Origin of the sequence: Lacrimispora amygdalina, from assembly GCF_003432035.1 — a bacterium.
Taxonomy (GTDB): domain Bacteria; phylum Bacillota; class Clostridia; order Lachnospirales; family Lachnospiraceae; genus Lacrimispora; species Lacrimispora amygdalina.
In genome coordinates, this window is the sequence record NZ_QOHO01000032.1 from 1 (window position 1) to 16630 (window position 16630).

Consider the following 16630-nt stretch of genomic DNA (forward strand, 5'->3'; position numbering starts at 1 on the left):
GGTCAATAGCATTTCGAGTTTCCCGTTTTGTAAACGAGTTTCACATTTTGAAATCGACCTTCAATTTTTGAACTCGAAATTCCACAATTGTTATGACTTTCCCGTTTTTCACTTGCTTTCTATGGTATAATCTCTGGTAACAAGATGATTTTGGCGCACAAAAACCGGACGTCACTTTTGGCTTACAAATTTTGTACTCCGAAATTCACGTCTGCTGGTATCTGTTTCTTTTCATTCCAGCCGGTGGTTTCATGTTCCGATTATCTTGCTACTTTTTCAATAGACCTGGTGTTAGATTGATGCTTTTGGCGCCAACCTCGTGGCATCCTAGTTTATCTGCCAGGTCTTTTCCATAATAAAAACAGAATGCTTCATACGGGCTTTTCCCATTTAGTTTTTTTCTTCTATAGGAATTGATATGATCCATCATCAGATTGATATCCTCCTGTATCAGTTCGTCAAAGCTTTTCCCCTTTGGTAATACCCTTCTTATGAATTCATGACCTACCTCTATTTCTGCTTTTTGATAGGGTGCACTTGGATTGCAATAATAGATTCTGGTTCTTCGAATTCCGTTTCCATCTGCACCATACTCGATACTCTTCGGATTAGAAAATTCACTTCCGTTATCTGTTAAAATGATTGGAAACAACTTTCGAAAGTCTTGTCCCCCCAGCCTATGATATAGTTCTTCATAAACATCGATTACTGACTTAGAGGTATTGGCATCTCTTAGGAATGCAAGCATCAAGGACGTTTCTACAAAAAATACTGTGAGCAGAACTTTTCCACCTTTGCTCCCGATCACAGAATCCATCTGGGTCACCGCTGTATCAGGATGCTTCTCTAAATACACCTCGTAATCATGATAGTTTCTTCCTACACGGCAGCCTCTGTCTACCTTCAGTTCTGGTTTTTTATAACGCGGACGATACTTTACTTTCCGTGGGAGATCAATGTTTCTCACATCAAACAGACTTCCATCTATGTAATTGTATAAAGTCTTCTCGCTGCACATTAGCTCGTCCTTATTATTTAAATAAATCTGATGGATAGACTGTCCTTGTTTAATCAGCGGAACCAGGATCTCATTGAGTCTGGTAATTTCTCCTTCTGTAGAAAGAATCCCACTTCTTGATTGTGCAATCTTTTCAGATGCCTGGCGGTGGGCTTCCAATGCGTCGTAGATTGTCTTCGTCAGTGTACACTTTTTCACTTCACTGCAGCCATTACATACATAGGGAGCTTTAAATCTGCTGGTACAAACTTCTTCTTCAAACTGTTCGCAATACCTGTTACAAAGACTTTCACACTGTTTGCATACGGTTACCATTGGATGCTTACATTCATTTGTTCCGCACACTTTTTTTCTCTTGCATCCTTTTCGATACTTGCATACATTATGAGGATAGGCTGAATATCCTGTGCACTGCTCAACTGCATAGTTACGGATTTCTTTTGTAATAGTAGTTCTGTCCCTTCCCAGTTTCTTACCCATCTCTGTAAAAGTCAGATCCTCTTTCAGTGCACTTTCAATCTCCAATCGATCCTCATAAGATAAAAACTTTGCCATAGTGTCTCCTTTCTGCACCGGCTAAGTTCAATATATCATGAAAGGCAGGGACTTCGCCCTGCCTTTTTTGTAACACGAATTTCTCTATACTATTTTAAAATATTTGTACCTAACTTTCCCGCTCAAAAGGGAAAGTCATTTTACAATTGAGCTTTGCCTCTTTTATGGCAAAAAAATTATGCGCAAAAAAAGATCAGGCAGTTTAGGCTCCTGATCTTTTTCGCGTTTAATCTGCGCTTATTTTAATTTTCTCAGACACTCCTTAAGACCTTCTAAATCCCGGTCAGCAAAGCAGTATCCTTCCATACCGCATTCCCTTGCCCCTTCCACATTCATCAGCAGGTCATCAATAAAAAAGCATTCCTCCGGTTTTAGGTGGAACCGTTCAAAGAGATGACCGTACATCTCCTTTTGAGGCTTCATGCACTTCACTTCTGCAGAAAAGAGAACTCCGTCAAAATATTCAATTCCCGGAATGACAGACGTATAGGTCAGCAGGCGGAGGGAGGCGTTGGAACACAGATAAATTCCATAGCCCTGTTCTTTTAACTCTCTCACAAGTTCACCCATTTCTTTTACCGGCTGCATATTATATTCATGCCAGTGCTTCAGACAAAGCTCTGCCATTTCCTTTGCGTGATCTGTGGACAGACGGGACTGCATTCTCTTTAATGCATCCTCCTCTGAAATCAGCCCCATATCAAGCAGCAGCCATTCCTGGGAATCAAAGACCGATGTACAGACTTCTTTTCGTTCCGCTTCATCTTCCATAAAAACAGTTCCCACCTTGTGTCCTTCGTAATCAACCAGTACTTTTCCCATATCAAATACAATATTTTTTATCATCTGTCTCTCTCCTGTAGTAATTCATTTCTGTTCTTAAACCAAATATAATAAGGTACTTCTGCAAAAAGCATGCAGGCCCAGCCAATCAGGCTGGCATATGCAACCCCCTTCAGTCCCATTACAGGAACGAAAAGTGATACAAATACCACCCGCACAGAGATCTGGATCAGTGTGGAAATCAGCGTAATGGACATATTTCCCATTCCCCTGAAGAACCCCTGAATTCCATTGGTAAATGCAGGCATGAGGTAGAAAAAAGCCATCAGCCCCAGATATTTTACTCCGATTTCCACCATTCCCGTATCGTTAACAGATACGAACAGCTTCATAACAGGCTCTTTTATAACGAGAATTAAAATGCAGATGAAAACCCAGTATCCTGCCTCAATCATTAGTCCTGTGTGAAATCCCCTCTTTATGCGGCTGCTGTTTTTAGCTCCCCTGTTCTGGGCCACAAAGGTCATGATCCCGCTGGAAATGCTCTGCTCCGGCGTAAACGCAAAATCATCAACCCTGTTTACTGCATTAAACGCTGCAATGGTGCTGACACCAAGGGGATTAATCATTCCCTGTATCAGCAGCTTCCCGATTGGCTGGCAGGACTGCTGCAGCGCTGTAATGGCCCCCTGTCTTAAAGTCAGATTTAAAAGATCCCGGTCCAGCCGAATTTCGTTCCTGCCCACCCTGAGAAGGGGGACCCTTTTATATATGTAAAGAATACAAAGCCCGGCAGATACTGCCTCTGCAATATCCGTGGCAAGAGCCGCTCCTATAACATCCATTTGAAACCATGCCACAAAAACCACATCAAGCAGTCCATTTAACACAGACGCCACGGCCAGGAACCGTACCGGAGTTTTAGAATCTCCAACACTTCTCAGTGCAGATGCCACTGCATTATAAAAAAATGTAAAAGGCATTCCCAAAAAAATGATCCGCAGATACATGGCTGCATCCTCTAAAATCTGGTCCGGAACCCGGAGCAGCCTTAAGATTCCCCTGGAAGAAATAAATCCCAGCGCAGCAATGATAAAGGAAAAGAAGCTTCCAAAGAGAAGTACCGTTGAGACCTCCTCCTTTAGTCTTTTTTCATCGCCTGCTCCAAAGAATTCGCTCATCAACACCGATGCCCCGATACAGATTCCTGTAATTCCTAAAATTACAATGCTCATAACGGGGTTTGCAGTCCCCACTGCAGCCAGAGCATCCTCTCCTGCAAAACGCCCCACAATAATGGAGTCCACCGCATTGTAAGTCAGCTGAAATAAATTACCCAGAACCAGAGGAATGGAAAAACGGATCAGCTGGGAGGAAATATTGCCTTTTGTCATGTCTTTCATCAAATAACCCTTCCTTTGCCGGATCAGTAACTTCTCAGCTGGTCGCTTCCATCATCCTTTGTATTTTCCAGTCGCTTCACCACTACATAATAACCAGCTTTATCATTCACTTTAACATAGATCCGGTCTCCCACTTTATGCCCCAGAATGGCACTGCCTAACGGCGATTCGGAGCTTATGAGGCCTTTCATGGAATTTCCACGGACGGTTGTAACAAGTTTATAGGTCTCCACCTCATCGTCATCCTCAAAATACAAATCCACGGTATTATAAAGCCCTATTTCATCCTCTTTTGAATCGTCAGAAATGATCTGGGCAGTCTTTATCATTTTCTCCAGATAACGAATTCTGCTTTCATTCTGGTTCTTATCCTTTTTCGCCGCATGGTATTCGAAGTTTTCACTTAAATCGCCATGAGCTCTCGCTTCCTTAACCGCTTCCAGGGCTTCCTTTCGCACCACCAGTTTCCGGTATTCGATTTCCTGCTTCATTTTGTCAATATCATTCTCTGTCAATTTGTCAAACACGTTACTGCATCCTCTTTCTTCGTTTTGGTTTAAGAAAGGCTCTCACTTCCCTTTGGACCTGCTTCCACTGGTTTTCTCTTATAAAGAGACAAAAGCCTGTCTAAATATATGGATTTCAGCTGCTTACTTGCCAATGCCTGTTTCACCGGAGGAAGCTTTAAAATGGTCTCAAATAATGCTGCCATGGCGCGGTGACTGGCAAATGCCTGATTATCAAAAATAAGATTCTGTAAGGTTCCCTTTTCAATGGCCTGCAGTACAAAACGATGGGTGCTGTTCACCGGAGTGATGATCTGCTTTGGCCTCCGTTCCAGTTTTATCGCTTTCACACTGCAGTTTCTTGCGCATACGCCGCAGCCAAGGCAGATTTCTTCATCCACCACTGCCTTTCTCTTTCCATTTTCATTGTCTTCCATGGAGATCGCAAGAATAGGACACACCTTCTCACATTTTCCGCAGCCCACACAAGTCTCTTCTGATATACGGGGAATGTAATTGGTCGTTGCAACCGGCTGCATGGGGCTGAACTTTCTGGCTGCCTGAAGCGCTTCACAGCAGCATCCGCAGCAGTTGCAGATAAATGCCGGATGCTCCCGCACATTTTCTCCGATCTGCACCAGATTGCTGGCATAGGACCTCTCCAGCGCATCCATGGCCTCCTCTTTGGAAATCAGCCTTGTATAATCCCCATGCTCTGCCAGGGAACGGGCAACATTGTCAAAGGTCAGGCAGACGTCCCAGGGAGCATTGATTTCACAGGGATGGCCGGCATGAGACATCTTATGGCGGCAGTAGCAAAGCCCCAGACCGATGTAATCTGCTTCCTCCACGATGTGTGAGGCCCGTTCATAATCCAGGATATGGTTTGTTTTATCCGTCATCAGTACAGGTTCCTGAACATAGACTCTTCCCAGTTTTGTTTCCGTAGCAAAGAATAAATCCTTGATAAAGTCCTCTTCTACGTTCATGTATTGATAGTAAAGCTCACCTAAGTATTTCTGGTCAATGTCACCTCTTGTCCTCATCAGGGCAAATTCAATAAAACCTGCCATGGGAGGCGGCATAACAAACTTCCGGATTCCGTTATGATAGGAATCCACCAAAAGTGCTTTTTCACAGAGGTGATTTAAAAGCCTTTCGGCCTTAAACTCCGTAGTCTCCCAGATTTTTGCTGCTTTTTTAACCGTAAACGGCCGTACCGGCAGCAATGCCACCCATTTTGCTTCTTTCTCCGAATACAAAACCTGAAGAATTTTATAAAGCGTCTCCGACTCAGGCGCCCCTTGTGTAAACCAGTTAATGCGGTCACTTAAATTTAAGTACGCATCACGGGCTGTCAGATGACCCATTTCCATTCCTTCTTTCTTTATGCTTTTTTTGCAATTACCTCAATTCGCCCCCGGGTGGTTCCCACTCTCTTTAAGGACTTTACAGTCAGCCCGAACAGCTTTGCCAGATTCTTAGTTCCCTCTCTGGTCAGATAAACCTCCGAAGCAGCTTCCCGCCACAGCACACTCCCCTTCTTTTCCAGAAGATCCATTGATTTATCCAGATCCGGTCCGTCGAACCAGAGAATTCCTCCATCTGCCAGACAGTCAGCTGCCTTATCAAGGATCGCATTCATATCACGGCTGTCCGTAAGATGTTCAATGATGACCACTCCATAGCTTCCCTTTTTGCCTGAGTTCATTGCCTCGGACTCAATCAGAGAACTGATCTCATAACCTGCACTGGCCGCCTCTTTATATAATTGACTGTTTTGGCTGCCGATAAACAGCATGGAACCATCAGAAGCCAATCCTTTAATATCAGCAAGTATTCTGCTACATCTTGCCCGGGAGCGTTCTGCTCTCTTTTTTCTTTTTATAATCCATGGTTCTTCCTTTGCCAGATAATAATTTCCGCACTCCCCGCACTTCATAAAAATGCGGACCGGTTTTAGCAGCTCTTTTCCCGCTTCATCCCCCTCCATGTAAAGAGAGGCTCCGTAATGCACCGCACCTTTGCCGGAGCAGACGGGACAAATTTCAATCTCTGCAAACATTAAATTTCTAAGCTCTTTTAAAGCCGTAAAATACCAGCGGTACAGACGGTCCCGGAATTCCCTGTCATAGACAAACAACCAGTTTTTTATGACTTCAGCCATCCATCTTGTTTCATGGATTACGGTCTTGTCCGCCTGGAGTACCTTTAAGTTTTCTTCCAGAGTAAGAAGTCCGGAAACAGCATCTTCTTTCAGCCGGTCATTTCCCTGAGAAGTAATCAGATGTTCGATCCCTTCCACTACGCTGCTGCACAAATTGACCATCACTACCAGCTGATTCATTCTGCCTGTCGCCATACATCCATCCTTTCCTGTCACTCGTTTCAGTTCTTTCGTACATACTCTGTTATTTTAGCACTGTTAAAAGGAGAAAGGCAAACACTTTCTTGTAGAGTGACTGTAAACAGTTTATAATAACATTTAAAAGATAATAAAAACATTGCTTTAAAACATTTTCTTAAGCATATCCAGAATTAGTTTTTTGAATGGCCCATATATTTATCTCATTGGACTTTGTTTAATAATTAACATATCATAGGAATACAAACAGTAAGAAGGAGGATTTACAATTATGGGTAAATTATTATTAACTGGAGCCGATGGTAATTTAGGGCGGCAAGCAGCAAAATATTTATTGGAAATAGTCGGCAGGGACAGGATTATTCTCTGCGGTTATAATCAGGAAGCCTTAAAAGAATTTGACAAGCAGGGGATCGAAACTCATGTAACGAATTTCAACAGCAGCGAAGGACTTGCCGAAGCCTTCGCCAATGCGGACAAGATTGCTTTGATTTCCATGCCTTTTGTGGGGAAAAAACGTCAGAATGCTCACAAGAATGCAATCGATGCAGCTAAGAAAGCAGGTGTTGAACAAATAATCTATACCTCTCTTGTGAATGCAGCAGATGAATCAAATCCCAGTGTTGAAAAAATCGACCATGCCTTCACAGAGGATTACATCAGGCAGACCGGACTGGATTATATTTTCCTCCGCAATTCCCAGTATGCAGAAGCCATGATCACCAATTATTTTACCTTTGCTAAAATGGATGGCGTATTAAAAAATAGCCAGGGCAACGGAAAAATGGCTTACATTTCCCGTAAAGACTGCGCCAAAGCAATTGCTTATTCTCTTGTATCCGAGAATTATCACGAAACCATTCTGAATATCAATGGACCTCAGTTAATGACCATCTCTGAATTTATAGAATATGGAAATCAGGTTACAGGAAACCATGTAACCTATGAGGAACTGACGGATGAAGAAAATTATGCTGTCTTTGATTCTATGGGAGTTCCCAGAACCACTGACGGAAAGTTTAAGGAAGATTCCGAAGCACCGTTTTCTTCAGAGGGAATGGTAACCTTTGCACAGGCCATACGCCTGGGCAAAATGGATGTGTTTACGGATGATTTTAAAAATCTTACCGGTCAGGAGCCTCTCACAGTTCAATATATGTTTGAACATGCAGATGACTTCCAGATTGGAGAACGTCATTCAAAGGATAATTAATTAGTCAAAAATCCATGGAATTCTACAGCGTTTTTTACAGGATTCCATGGATTCTTCTTTTTATAAGCTTTTAATTATATGAAATACCCCGCCTCATGACCAGTATGGACTGCATTATATAACGTACCCTGTTTTGTATTGCAGTCACCAATTGAAAGAACATCGGCGGCACACTCTGCAAACTGATCTGCAAAAGACGAATCAGCCTGTACTCCCAGGGAAAGTACAACCGTATCACAGGGAATCTCTACACTCTTATTGTCTTTATCTTCAAAAACAGCAAAAGCATCACCAATGGATACAAGACGCAAACCCCCCCGGAAAATCACGCCTTCGTCCTTTAGCATATTTATAATGGCTATCTGATTAAACTTTGCTCCGCCGCTGCCAAAATTTTCTTCCGGCATCATATCAACAAGAGTAACCTTTTTCCCCTTCTTTCGCTGAGCTAATGCCGCTTCGCAGCCGGTAAGTCCTGCTCCTGCAACAATTATTTCATTTCCAGTCTCTTTTCTGCCTGTTTCCGCATCTCCTACCCAGACAACACGGTTATTTCCTTCCGCAAAGGATGGAATGATCGGATTTGATCCTACTGCAACAATAATTCCGTCAAAATTTTCTTTTGCCACCATCTCTGGAGTTGCATTTACATTTTTACGAATCTCTATGCTGCTTTTGGCTTCTGTTTCACGTACAGCCCAGTCCAGATAAGCCTTAATATCGGCTTTAAAATCAGGAATCGATGCCAGATTTAAAACACCGCCCAACCGATCCGACTTCTCAAACAAAACCACCTTATGGCCTCGTTGAGCCGCAGTTCTGGCCGCTTCCATTCCGGCAGGTCCTCCGCCGATCACAGCAATTTTTTTCTTTTCTGCCGGCGCCGGAGTATTGAAATAGAGAGATTCCATTCCCATTAACGGATTAACCGTACACCTTATGGGTGCAAGCAGATAGTGGGTCTTCTGAATACAGTTATTGCACCTGATACATGGTCTGGTCCTGGAAACACAGCCATGCCGGATGTGATTAACCATATCCGGATCTGCCATAAGACCGCGTGCCATGGATACCATATCAATCTTACCCTTACGGATGGCCTCATCTGCCTGCTGCAGTGTGACAGAACCAACTACCGTAACCGGCACCTTAACTGCTGCCTTTATTACCGCTGCATCCTCTATATTGATTCCATGATTAAAATAAACCGGCTGGTTAATAAAGGGCGCAAGGTTCTGTATGGAATGCATCCCTCTTGATACATGAAGCAGATCTATTTTGTCTTCTATTAATTTTACAAATTCAATGACTTCCTCTATTGTTGGAGAACCAGGTATCATATCATTGGCATTAATCCGGTATTCGATTGCAACCTTATTCCCCACTTTTGCGCGAACCGCCTCTAACAGCTCGTTGGTAAAACGGGCCCGGTTTTCCATAGAGTCAGTACCATATTCATCCGTACGCTCATTAATTACTTTTGAAAGAAAACAGCCGGGAAGCTGACCATGGGCGCCATGGATTACCAGGCTGTCCACACCACTGCGCATGGCCCTGTCTGCTGCATCTGCAAAGTCTTTAATAAAATCCTGAATCTGCCCTTTTGTAAGAAACGTGGGATCAATTTCCACTGCCGGCTTCCCTGCACTTTTATCTCTTTCTTCAAAAGAAGCCGGTGAAAGATTAATTGCAAAAAGTTCCATACCGATTTTACATTGATACATATGTACCAGATCACATAGCATCGATAATCCATTAACAACGGGTTCCTCCCCCATTCGCAAAAGATGAGTGATTTCTTTTGGTAAATTCCGGTTAACTGTGCCGCATCCAATGTTGATACATGCACAGCCTCCTTTCACGATATCTCTTGTCCATTCCATTAATTCTCTGTTTACAAAACCGTCTGCCGTGGCAAAGCTTGGCCATACCGGAGTGAAAGATATCCTGTTTTTCAATTTCATGGGACCGATCTGTATCGGTGTTAAAAGGCTGCCATACTGTTTATCCATATTCGTGTTCTCCTTCTGCCTATCCGAACTTTGTTTACAAATTAACAATATCAAAGGTGCCAGCTAAAGTCCAATACAGAAATGCAATCAGGTAATTGTAAAAACTTTTACATATGTACTTAAAAAAGAGAATATTTTTTCTTTATTTCGTTTAGAAACCGGTAAAGGACAGGATTCGTATTCTCCTTTGACCAGTATGCATTGACATTAAAAGGAACCTTTTCAACGTCCTGTCTGATAAACACAACTTGATCATGATTGATAAAATTCGTTATTTCAGGTAAGAAACTGATCCCGGCATTCATACTGACAAGCATTACAGCGTCATCCATATTTTCCACCAAAATAGAATTATCGATTGAAAGTCCCGGATTATCAGTGTTATGGTGTGCCTTATAGTAATCTGACTGCTCCTTATTTTTTATGTAAGAAATCACCTGTTCTGCCTTTAAATCTTCTGGCTGAATCACTGTTTTCCCTGATAGTCTGTGATTCCGGTTCACACATAATCGGGGATACGTCTGATATACCTTCAGTTCTTCGATCTCTTCTGATTCCATTTTAAAATAAAATCCAATATCTATTGTTCCATTGAGTATATTCAATTTCATATCTTCATAATTACACTGGACAATACTTAACTTGACTTTTGGGAATCCCTGATGGAAGCTGAATAGAACAGGCGCGATCACATCACGGTCAAACATACTGAAAAATCCGATTTTAATCATTCCCTCCGATCCTGATGAAACTTCCCTTGTTTTTATTACTGCATTTTCATATAACTTTAATATGCGTTTTGAGTCCTGCAAAAAAACCTCTCCAGGCAGCGTTAAGCGTACATTTTTCTTGTCACGGTAAAACAACTCCACGCCTAATTCCGCTTCCATTGCAGCGATCTGCTGACTTACTGCCGTTTGTGAAACATATAATACTTTAGCCGCTTTTGAAAAGCTTTTTAATCTTGCAACTTCGCTGAAATACCGTAATTTTTTAAAATCCAAACTCGCTCCCTCCTTTATCTCACAGGATTTTCGTGTTCATGATATGTACGATAATAGTAATAATATTTGATTAATAAACTTGTTTTGCATCCGAAGGCAGCGTTCTGACATGTTCTAAATATTCCATACAGTTAGACGCTTCCGTCATGTCATATAAAAAACCAAGCTCTTTTGACACAAATCCCGCCGTCTCATGAAACAGGTTACACATTTTTTCAACTGCCTTCCAGATATGTTCTGTCTCAGCATCCGTATATGTCTTTAAAAACCTCTCCCACTCTCCATGTGACAGCCACCGGTACATATCCTTACCGGCTTTTCCAATACTGCAGGAAAAACCTGTTGCAATTCCGATTTTCCAGGATAACAGGGTAACCAGCTGGGGCCGTATGTGATAATTGATCATATCCTGCACATATGGGATCTCATTCCTCCACAATCCCTTGGCTACGTTATCAAGACACCACCAGAATTCATTGCAGGTACATAAAAATTCTGTTTGCGATGGTCTTTTCACCCAATGACTTTGGTCTGATGATTCAGGGATTACCGGGAGAATGTAATCTTTATCCATCAGGATTCTGCAAAGACGGTCAGCAGAAATATCCTTTAGGGCACAATCCAGAGTCATCACATGAAGGTCCAGCCTGTTTCCGTCTGAAAACTGCATTAACCATCCATAGCTTTCGTCTTTCTTATGGGGATAAGCCGGATTTTCATCCGGATACTGCATAAAAAGCCGGTCACCAAAACGGTCGATCCATGAAGTATCATTAATAAAAGACTTCGTCTCTTTTACTATGTAAACTACATCATAATCCTGAAACAGATCCGGTACTGCGTTTGGATTTGTTCTGGACCCGCCCATGTAAACTCCTCTGATCCTGTCATCAGCCTGAGCTGTACCAAGAATCAGATCATACATCTCTTTTTCTGTTCTCATATTTCCCATTCCTCCTCAAAATATCCCCCATTCTGCTTCCAGACTGTGTTCACTGTACTCTATCCATTTGTCATCTCCGTCCAAAAAAGCGCTTGACAATAAAATAGTATTACGATATTCTAATTATGATAGTTTAATCTATCATATAATATTTAAAAATACCACAGAGGGCTAAGATATGATAAATCAAAGAAATAAAAAAAGCAGACATGAAGAAATACTGGAATCTGCAACAGAACTGCTGTCTTTAAGACCAACCGCTACCCTGCAGGAAATTGCAGATTATGCAAATATAGGAATTGCAACCCTGCACCGCCATTTTTCATCAAGAGAAGCACTGCTTAACGAACTAGCCATCAATGCAATTCATCTGGTTGAGAACGCCTTACAGGATATGAGCTTTCAGCCGGAGGAGATGGAAAAAACGCTGGAAGAACTGTTTCTGAGACTCATACCTCTTGGTGACAAAATCTATTTTCTCGCATATGCGGCTTCTGTTGATGAGAATCCCAGGATTTCAGAGAGTGAGGCACAATTAAAGAAACCCCTTGCAGATGCCATCGAAAACTGGAAGCAGGCTGGCCTGTTAAATCCATCCATACCCGTGCAGTGGATGATCACGGTCATCTATAATCTGCTGTTTGGCATCTGGCAGGAAATTCATTCCGGCAATCTGGCAAAAAACGATGCAGTCAGGCTGTTATTAACCACCGTACTTCAGGGGTTTCAACCTGCGCACTTGCAGCCATGAAAGGAGAGCCTATGGAAAACGACAATATAAAAATTACAAATGTACTCACACGCGTTCAGAAAAAGCAGGTGGCCCGTCTGTATTATGAGGCATTCACTAAAAAATTTCACGCATTATGGATCTTTACCAAAGACCGTTCAAAAGCAGCGGAAGTACTCTTTGAAAGCCTGCGATATAAAAACGGTCTTTATGCAGTAAGGGATGAACGGGTTCTGGGATTTATAGGTCTGGAAAAGGGATCTGATTTCTTTTCCCCCCTTTACTATTCCTCTTTTTGCAAGGTATTCTCTCCAATTGATGGACTATGGAGATATCTCGCCTATCAGATATACCGGCTCATTCACAGGCCTGCAGACAAAGACGTTCTGCACATTGATCCCATTGTTGTATCAGAGCAGGCCCGCGGCAAAGGAATCGGCACCAGCCTTCTTTTACGTACCTTTGAGCTGGCAAAAAAGATTGGGCGCAAACAGGTAGTACTGGAAGTAGTAGATACCAATCCCAAGGCCAAAAGGCTTTATGAAAGACTTGGTTTTCGGGTTGTCAAAGAAGAAAATACGGGGCTGCTCACGAAAAGAGCCGGTTTTAAGAAGGTGTATTATATGGTAAAAGATATAAGCTGAAACAGTTTTTACATTGCCAGGAGGGCAGACCAATGTACTGCCCTCCTGGAATTACCTGCTATTTCCCTCCAGCAGTTTTCTCACATTCCCGGAAGTAATTGCCTCTAAATTTGCTTTCACTTTCTCTTCGGGCCAATTCCACCATTTTAAAGAGAGCAGTGCATCAACCACCGGCTGATCAAAACGGGAACGAATTGTTCTTGCCGGAATCCCCCCTACGATGGAGTAAGGCTCCACATCCTTCGTTACTACAGCTCTGGTCCCAATTACTGCCCCATCTCCGATATGTACCCCCTGCATAATAACTGCTTCATAACCGATCCACACATCATTCCCGATCACAATATCCCCTTTATTATCCCACGTATCAGCAATACGTTCCACAGGAAGATCCCACTCATCAAAAAATATCCCGAAAGGATACGTAGCCAGAGATCTCTGGGTGTGATTGGCGGAAGTAAATATAAATTTTGCTCCGCATGCAATCGAACAGTACCTGCCAATAACCAGACGTTCTTTATTAACCGGATAATGATAAAGTACATTATTTTTTTCAAAATACACAGGATCGTTTACATAATCATTATAAATGGTATAATCCCCGACCTCAATTGCCGGATCTTTCACCACATTTTTTAAGTATACTGTTTCTTTGTCAAGTTTTCTAGGATAAATCAAATTGCTGTTCATACTTCTCCTTCCAGAATAATTTTCTGGCATTTTTATAAAATACCTTCTCCGCCCCGGCCCTGCCGAAGTTTTCAAGAACGGAATCGTAAAAGCCATCATAGCGGTCATAACTGTCCCTGCCAAACGCAAGGGCGTCTGTTCCAAAAAGTATCTTCTCTGGTCCGCATTTTTCAATGGCTTTTCCCACTTCCTCTTTGGAAACCAGTGTAGTATCCCCGTAAAGGTTCGGACAACGAGCGATAAAATCACCGGCTCTTTCCCTGTCTCCTCCTAAATCCATATGGACGGCAACAAACGTGACATCCGGGTTCTTAACCGCAGCTTCATACACATATTCCATATTGCAGTAACCATCCCCCTGGGTATGGATACAAAACGGCATTTTCTGTCTTCTGCAGATCTCTATGTAAGGACTGTACTCAGCGGAGGAAAAAGGAACACCTGCTGTTTTGGGGTGAACCTTTAATCCTCCGATCCGTTCTCTGTTTTCGTAAAGAAAGCGGATCAGCTGTTCCTCATTCCGGTCAAAAAGGGGGCGGATCCAGAATAATAATAAAAACCTGTCACCGTATTCGCTTATGATCTCAAGAGAACGGCTGTTTAAGGTAATCGTATCTGTATCCGGGAATCTCTCGCCCCCATGTTCATCAAGAGAATTGAGCCCGATATCAGAAATCACTGCCTGTTCCACACCGGAACGGTCCATCTCTTTTGCCAGATCCTCAATTTTTATTTCATAAAGGCCATAAGTCCCCATATGCACATGGGAGTCAATGATCTTATTCCCATATTCTGAAATCATGTAATATCACGGCTGAATAAATCCGTCTCCTCCAAAAGGCTTTCTATGGTGTCAAGGTTTAAGCGGTGAAGCAGCTCAATTACATAAGGATTTTCAGCCGGATGCTGATATGTGGCCTTTTCCCCATATTCGTTCACCAGTCCGGTTCCCTCTTCTCTTCCCAGAATGGATCTGGGTCCGCCTACGCAGCCGCCCACACAGCCCATACCTTCATAAAAGTTGGCATCAATATTTCCATCCATAATATCCTGAATCATTTTTTTGCATCCGGGAACTCCATCCGCCTGTTTGGTCCTGATCTGGATTTCCTTCTGGGGGCTGATGGCTTTTAAGGTATTCTCAACTGCTTCACTGACACCGCCCTTTCTTGCATAGATCCGTCCGGCTTTGGAGGAATGATCCTTTTCACTTTCTTCCATTGCTGCAGGGTCAATTCCCAGTGCATCAAAAATATTTTTCACTTCCTGAAATGTCAGAACATAATCAACTGCACCGGCTAAATCCTTTTCTCTAGCTTCTGCTTTTTTCGCAAGACACGGACCAATGAATACGGTTAATGCATCGGGATGGAGTACTTTTATTACTTTAGCGCAGGCAACCATGGGAGACACAGAACCGGGCACATGTGGCAGGAGCTGATGGTAAACCTTACGGATCATACCGATCCACATGGGGCAGCAGCAGCTGGTCAGCTGATAGTCTCCGCTTCCTTTGATATTTTTATCAAATTCCAGAGCTTCTTTCAGTGTCAGGATATCGGCAAATAAAGCTACCTCCAGCATACCGTCAAATCCCACTTCTTTTAATGCACTTCTAAGCTTTCCAGGTGTGACATCACTGGAGAACTGTCCTAAAAATGCCGGAGCTATCATGGCATAAACAAGCCCCTTGGCGCTTCTTACCGCTTTGAGGGCAGGAATGATATCCGTACTGGCGGTAAGCTTTTCACTGGCACAGCCGTCAATGCATTTTTCACAGCCCAGACATAAATCAGGATCAACCACTACCCCGTCTTCCTCTGCCTTAAGCGCTCCAAACGGACACCTCTTAAGACATTCCTTCTGTTCTGCGTCCCCGCAGTCGCAGGTACCCGTACGAATCACAATGGGATGCTTGCTGGGATTTAACAGGCAGTCGAGATGAAAAGGATCGTAGGAATTTCCATTATCAGATTCTGCCGGATCAAAATCTCCCGCAAGTGCGGCACTTACCGTACTCTCATATAGTTCTTTAAATGTCTGCATAAATAACCTCCCGCATGTATGCTTTCTGTTTTATATCACATAATTCTCTGTATCGCTTCAGACTTTCATGCAATTACCATTATCATACCTTTTTTCTTTCTTACTATTCCGGTTAACTCCTTTTAACATATGAACTGCCAGAATATTGGTCTTTTGTAATGGCATATAACGTATAATCACAGATTCCCCGGTTGTTTTTCCCCGCCTGGCGCATAGTACCCTCATACTGCATTCCGGCCGCTTTCATGACTCTGCCCGAATTGGGATTATTGGTATCATGCCTCGCACATACCCGGTTGAAGCCAGCTTCTTCAAACAAAAACCGGATCACAGCCATTAAGGCTTCCGTCATGATCCCCTTTCTCCAGTATTCTTCGCCGATACAGTATCCAATCTCTGCCTCTTCAATCTCTTCCTTCATGTGTACCACCGCTATGCTGCCGATGGCCTGGTGGTTTTCCTTCCACTCAATACACCAGTTATAATTCTTAGGATCTTCATACTCCTTCACCCATATGTTAAGAATTTCGCCAGAATCCGCCTCCGTCTCATGAACCGGCCAGGTTAAATATCTGGTAACATGACTGTTGTTTGCCCAGTTATGAAACATATCACGGGCATCCCCAGCGTTAAACGGACGTATTATTAACCTCTCTGTTTCCAGAACAACTGTGCCCAAAAAATTCATCTCACATTCCTCCTCGCATGATTGACCCGT

General features: G+C 42.9%; 16 protein-coding genes. 3 read left to right on the forward strand and 13 right to left on the reverse strand.

What is annotated here, in order from left to right; translation table 11 throughout:
* Positions 1 to 268 precede the first annotated feature (268 nt).
* The 6 genes from DS742_RS11985 to DS742_RS12010 all read right to left on the reverse strand — a co-directional run bounded on the left by DS742_RS11985 (position 269) and on the right by DS742_RS12010 (position 6627).
* Positions 269 to 1573: an IS30 family transposase gene (locus DS742_RS11985; protein ID WP_117417248.1), complete on the reverse strand. Its 1305-nt coding sequence runs from the start codon at positions 1571 to 1573 to the stop codon at positions 269 to 271.
* 237 nt (positions 1574 to 1810) lie between these two features.
* A complete protein-coding gene (locus tag DS742_RS11990; RefSeq protein ID WP_117417249.1) occupies positions 1811 to 2419 on the reverse strand; it encodes an HAD family hydrolase in 609 nt (202 codons plus the stop codon).
* Entirely contained in the window at positions 2416 to 3759 is a 1344-nt protein-coding gene (locus DS742_RS11995; RefSeq protein ID WP_242996459.1) for an MATE family efflux transporter, read from the reverse strand. The genes DS742_RS11990 and DS742_RS11995 overlap by 4 nt, the downstream gene beginning before the upstream one ends.
* A gap of 23 nt (positions 3760 to 3782) precedes the next feature.
* Positions 3783 to 4286, reverse strand: a complete 504-nt coding sequence (locus DS742_RS12000; protein WP_117417250.1) for a GreA/GreB family elongation factor — start codon at positions 4284 to 4286, stop codon at positions 3783 to 3785.
* Positions 4287 to 4315: 29 nt separating this feature from the next.
* The gene (locus DS742_RS12005) at positions 4316 to 5635 is read right to left on the reverse strand and encodes a 4Fe-4S dicluster domain-containing protein (protein ID WP_117417251.1); all 1320 of its coding nucleotides are present in this window, start codon (positions 5633 to 5635) and stop codon (positions 4316 to 4318) included.
* 17 nt (positions 5636 to 5652) lie between these two features.
* Complete coding sequence (locus DS742_RS12010) at positions 5653 to 6627, reverse strand: hypothetical protein (protein ID WP_117417252.1); 975 nt, start codon at positions 6625 to 6627, stop codon at positions 5653 to 5655.
* Between the two features lie 274 nt (positions 6628 to 6901).
* Between DS742_RS12010 and DS742_RS12015 the strand changes: the two genes are divergently transcribed.
* Positions 6902 to 7843, forward strand: coding sequence for an NAD(P)H-binding protein (locus DS742_RS12015; RefSeq protein WP_117417253.1), 942 nt, complete (start codon positions 6902 to 6904; stop codon positions 7841 to 7843).
* A 74-nt stretch (positions 7844 to 7917) separates the two neighbouring features.
* On the opposite strand, the gene DS742_RS12020 is transcribed toward DS742_RS12015, so the two are convergent.
* The 3 genes from DS742_RS12020 to DS742_RS12030 form a co-directional block, all read right to left on the reverse strand.
* Positions 7918 to 9855, reverse strand: a complete 1938-nt coding sequence (locus tag DS742_RS12020) for an oxidoreductase (RefSeq protein ID WP_117417254.1) — start codon at positions 9853 to 9855, stop codon at positions 7918 to 7920.
* A 119-nt stretch (positions 9856 to 9974) separates the two neighbouring features.
* Positions 9975 to 10859: a LysR family transcriptional regulator gene (locus DS742_RS12025; RefSeq protein WP_117417255.1), complete on the reverse strand. Its 885-nt coding sequence runs from the start codon at positions 10857 to 10859 to the stop codon at positions 9975 to 9977.
* 70 nt (positions 10860 to 10929) lie between these two features.
* Complete coding sequence (locus DS742_RS12030; protein WP_117417256.1) at positions 10930 to 11802, reverse strand: aminoglycoside 6-adenylyltransferase; 873 nt, start codon at positions 11800 to 11802, stop codon at positions 10930 to 10932.
* 178 nt (positions 11803 to 11980) lie between these two features.
* Between DS742_RS12030 and DS742_RS12035 the strand changes: the two genes are divergently transcribed.
* Positions 11981 to 12553: a TetR/AcrR family transcriptional regulator gene (locus DS742_RS12035; protein WP_117417257.1), complete on the forward strand. Its 573-nt coding sequence runs from the start codon at positions 11981 to 11983 to the stop codon at positions 12551 to 12553.
* Between the two features lie 11 nt (positions 12554 to 12564).
* Positions 12565 to 13176, forward strand: coding sequence for a GNAT family N-acetyltransferase (locus DS742_RS12040; RefSeq protein ID WP_117417258.1), 612 nt, complete (start codon positions 12565 to 12567; stop codon positions 13174 to 13176).
* Between the two features lie 51 nt (positions 13177 to 13227).
* On the opposite strand, the gene DS742_RS12045 is transcribed toward DS742_RS12040, so the two are convergent.
* The 4 genes from DS742_RS12045 to DS742_RS12060 form a co-directional block, all read right to left on the reverse strand.
* Positions 13228 to 13866: a CatB-related O-acetyltransferase gene (locus tag DS742_RS12045; protein ID WP_117417259.1), complete on the reverse strand. Its 639-nt coding sequence runs from the start codon at positions 13864 to 13866 to the stop codon at positions 13228 to 13230.
* On the reverse strand, positions 13841 to 14668 hold the full coding sequence (locus DS742_RS12050) for an amidohydrolase family protein (RefSeq protein WP_117417260.1): 828 nt from the start codon (positions 14666 to 14668) through the stop codon (positions 13841 to 13843). Before DS742_RS12050 ends, DS742_RS12045 begins: the two co-directional genes overlap by 26 nt.
* Positions 14665 to 15912, reverse strand: coding sequence for a [Fe-Fe] hydrogenase large subunit C-terminal domain-containing protein (locus tag DS742_RS12055; RefSeq protein ID WP_117417261.1), 1248 nt, complete (start codon positions 15910 to 15912; stop codon positions 14665 to 14667). Before DS742_RS12055 ends, DS742_RS12050 begins: the two co-directional genes overlap by 4 nt.
* 112 nt (positions 15913 to 16024) lie before the next feature.
* Positions 16025 to 16600, reverse strand: coding sequence for a GNAT family N-acetyltransferase (locus DS742_RS12060; protein ID WP_117417262.1), 576 nt, complete (start codon positions 16598 to 16600; stop codon positions 16025 to 16027).
* Positions 16601 to 16630: the final 30 nt, after the last annotated feature.

What these genes read in the sequence shown, in the direction of transcription:
- DS742_RS12050 (WP_117417260.1), bottom strand. Translation starts at nt 14,668, where the DNA reads ATGATTTCAGAATATGGGAATAAGATCATTGACTCCCATGTGCATATG.
- DS742_RS12040 (WP_117417258.1), top strand. Translation starts at nt 12,565, where the DNA reads ATGGAAAACGACAATATAAAAATTACAAATGTACTCACACGCGTTCAG.
- DS742_RS11995 (WP_242996459.1), bottom strand. Translation starts at nt 3,759, where the DNA reads ATGAAAGACATGACAAAAGGCAATATTTCCTCCCAGCTGATCCGTTTT.
- DS742_RS12035 (WP_117417257.1), top strand. Translation starts at nt 11,981, where the DNA reads ATGATAAATCAAAGAAATAAAAAAAGCAGACATGAAGAAATACTGGAA.
- DS742_RS12030 (WP_117417256.1), bottom strand. Translation starts at nt 11,802, where the DNA reads ATGAGAACAGAAAAAGAGATGTATGATCTGATTCTTGGTACAGCTCAG.
- DS742_RS12005 (WP_117417251.1), bottom strand. Translation starts at nt 5,635, where the DNA reads ATGGGTCATCTGACAGCCCGTGATGCGTACTTAAATTTAAGTGACCGC.
- DS742_RS12045 (WP_117417259.1), bottom strand. Translation starts at nt 13,866, where the DNA reads ATGAACAGCAATTTGATTTATCCTAGAAAACTTGACAAAGAAACAGTA.
- DS742_RS12015 (WP_117417253.1), top strand. Translation starts at nt 6,902, where the DNA reads ATGGGTAAATTATTATTAACTGGAGCCGATGGTAATTTAGGGCGGCAA.
- DS742_RS11985 (WP_117417248.1), bottom strand. Translation starts at nt 1,573, where the DNA reads ATGGCAAAGTTTTTATCTTATGAGGATCGATTGGAGATTGAAAGTGCA.
- DS742_RS12055 (WP_117417261.1), bottom strand. Translation starts at nt 15,912, where the DNA reads ATGCAGACATTTAAAGAACTATATGAGAGTACGGTAAGTGCCGCACTT.
- DS742_RS11990 (WP_117417249.1), bottom strand. Translation starts at nt 2,419, where the DNA reads ATGATAAAAAATATTGTATTTGATATGGGAAAAGTACTGGTTGATTAC.
- DS742_RS12010 (WP_117417252.1), bottom strand. Translation starts at nt 6,627, where the DNA reads ATGGCGACAGGCAGAATGAATCAGCTGGTAGTGATGGTCAATTTGTGC.
- DS742_RS12020 (WP_117417254.1), bottom strand. Translation starts at nt 9,855, where the DNA reads ATGGATAAACAGTATGGCAGCCTTTTAACACCGATACAGATCGGTCCC.
- DS742_RS12060 (WP_117417262.1), bottom strand. Translation starts at nt 16,600, where the DNA reads ATGAATTTTTTGGGCACAGTTGTTCTGGAAACAGAGAGGTTAATAATA.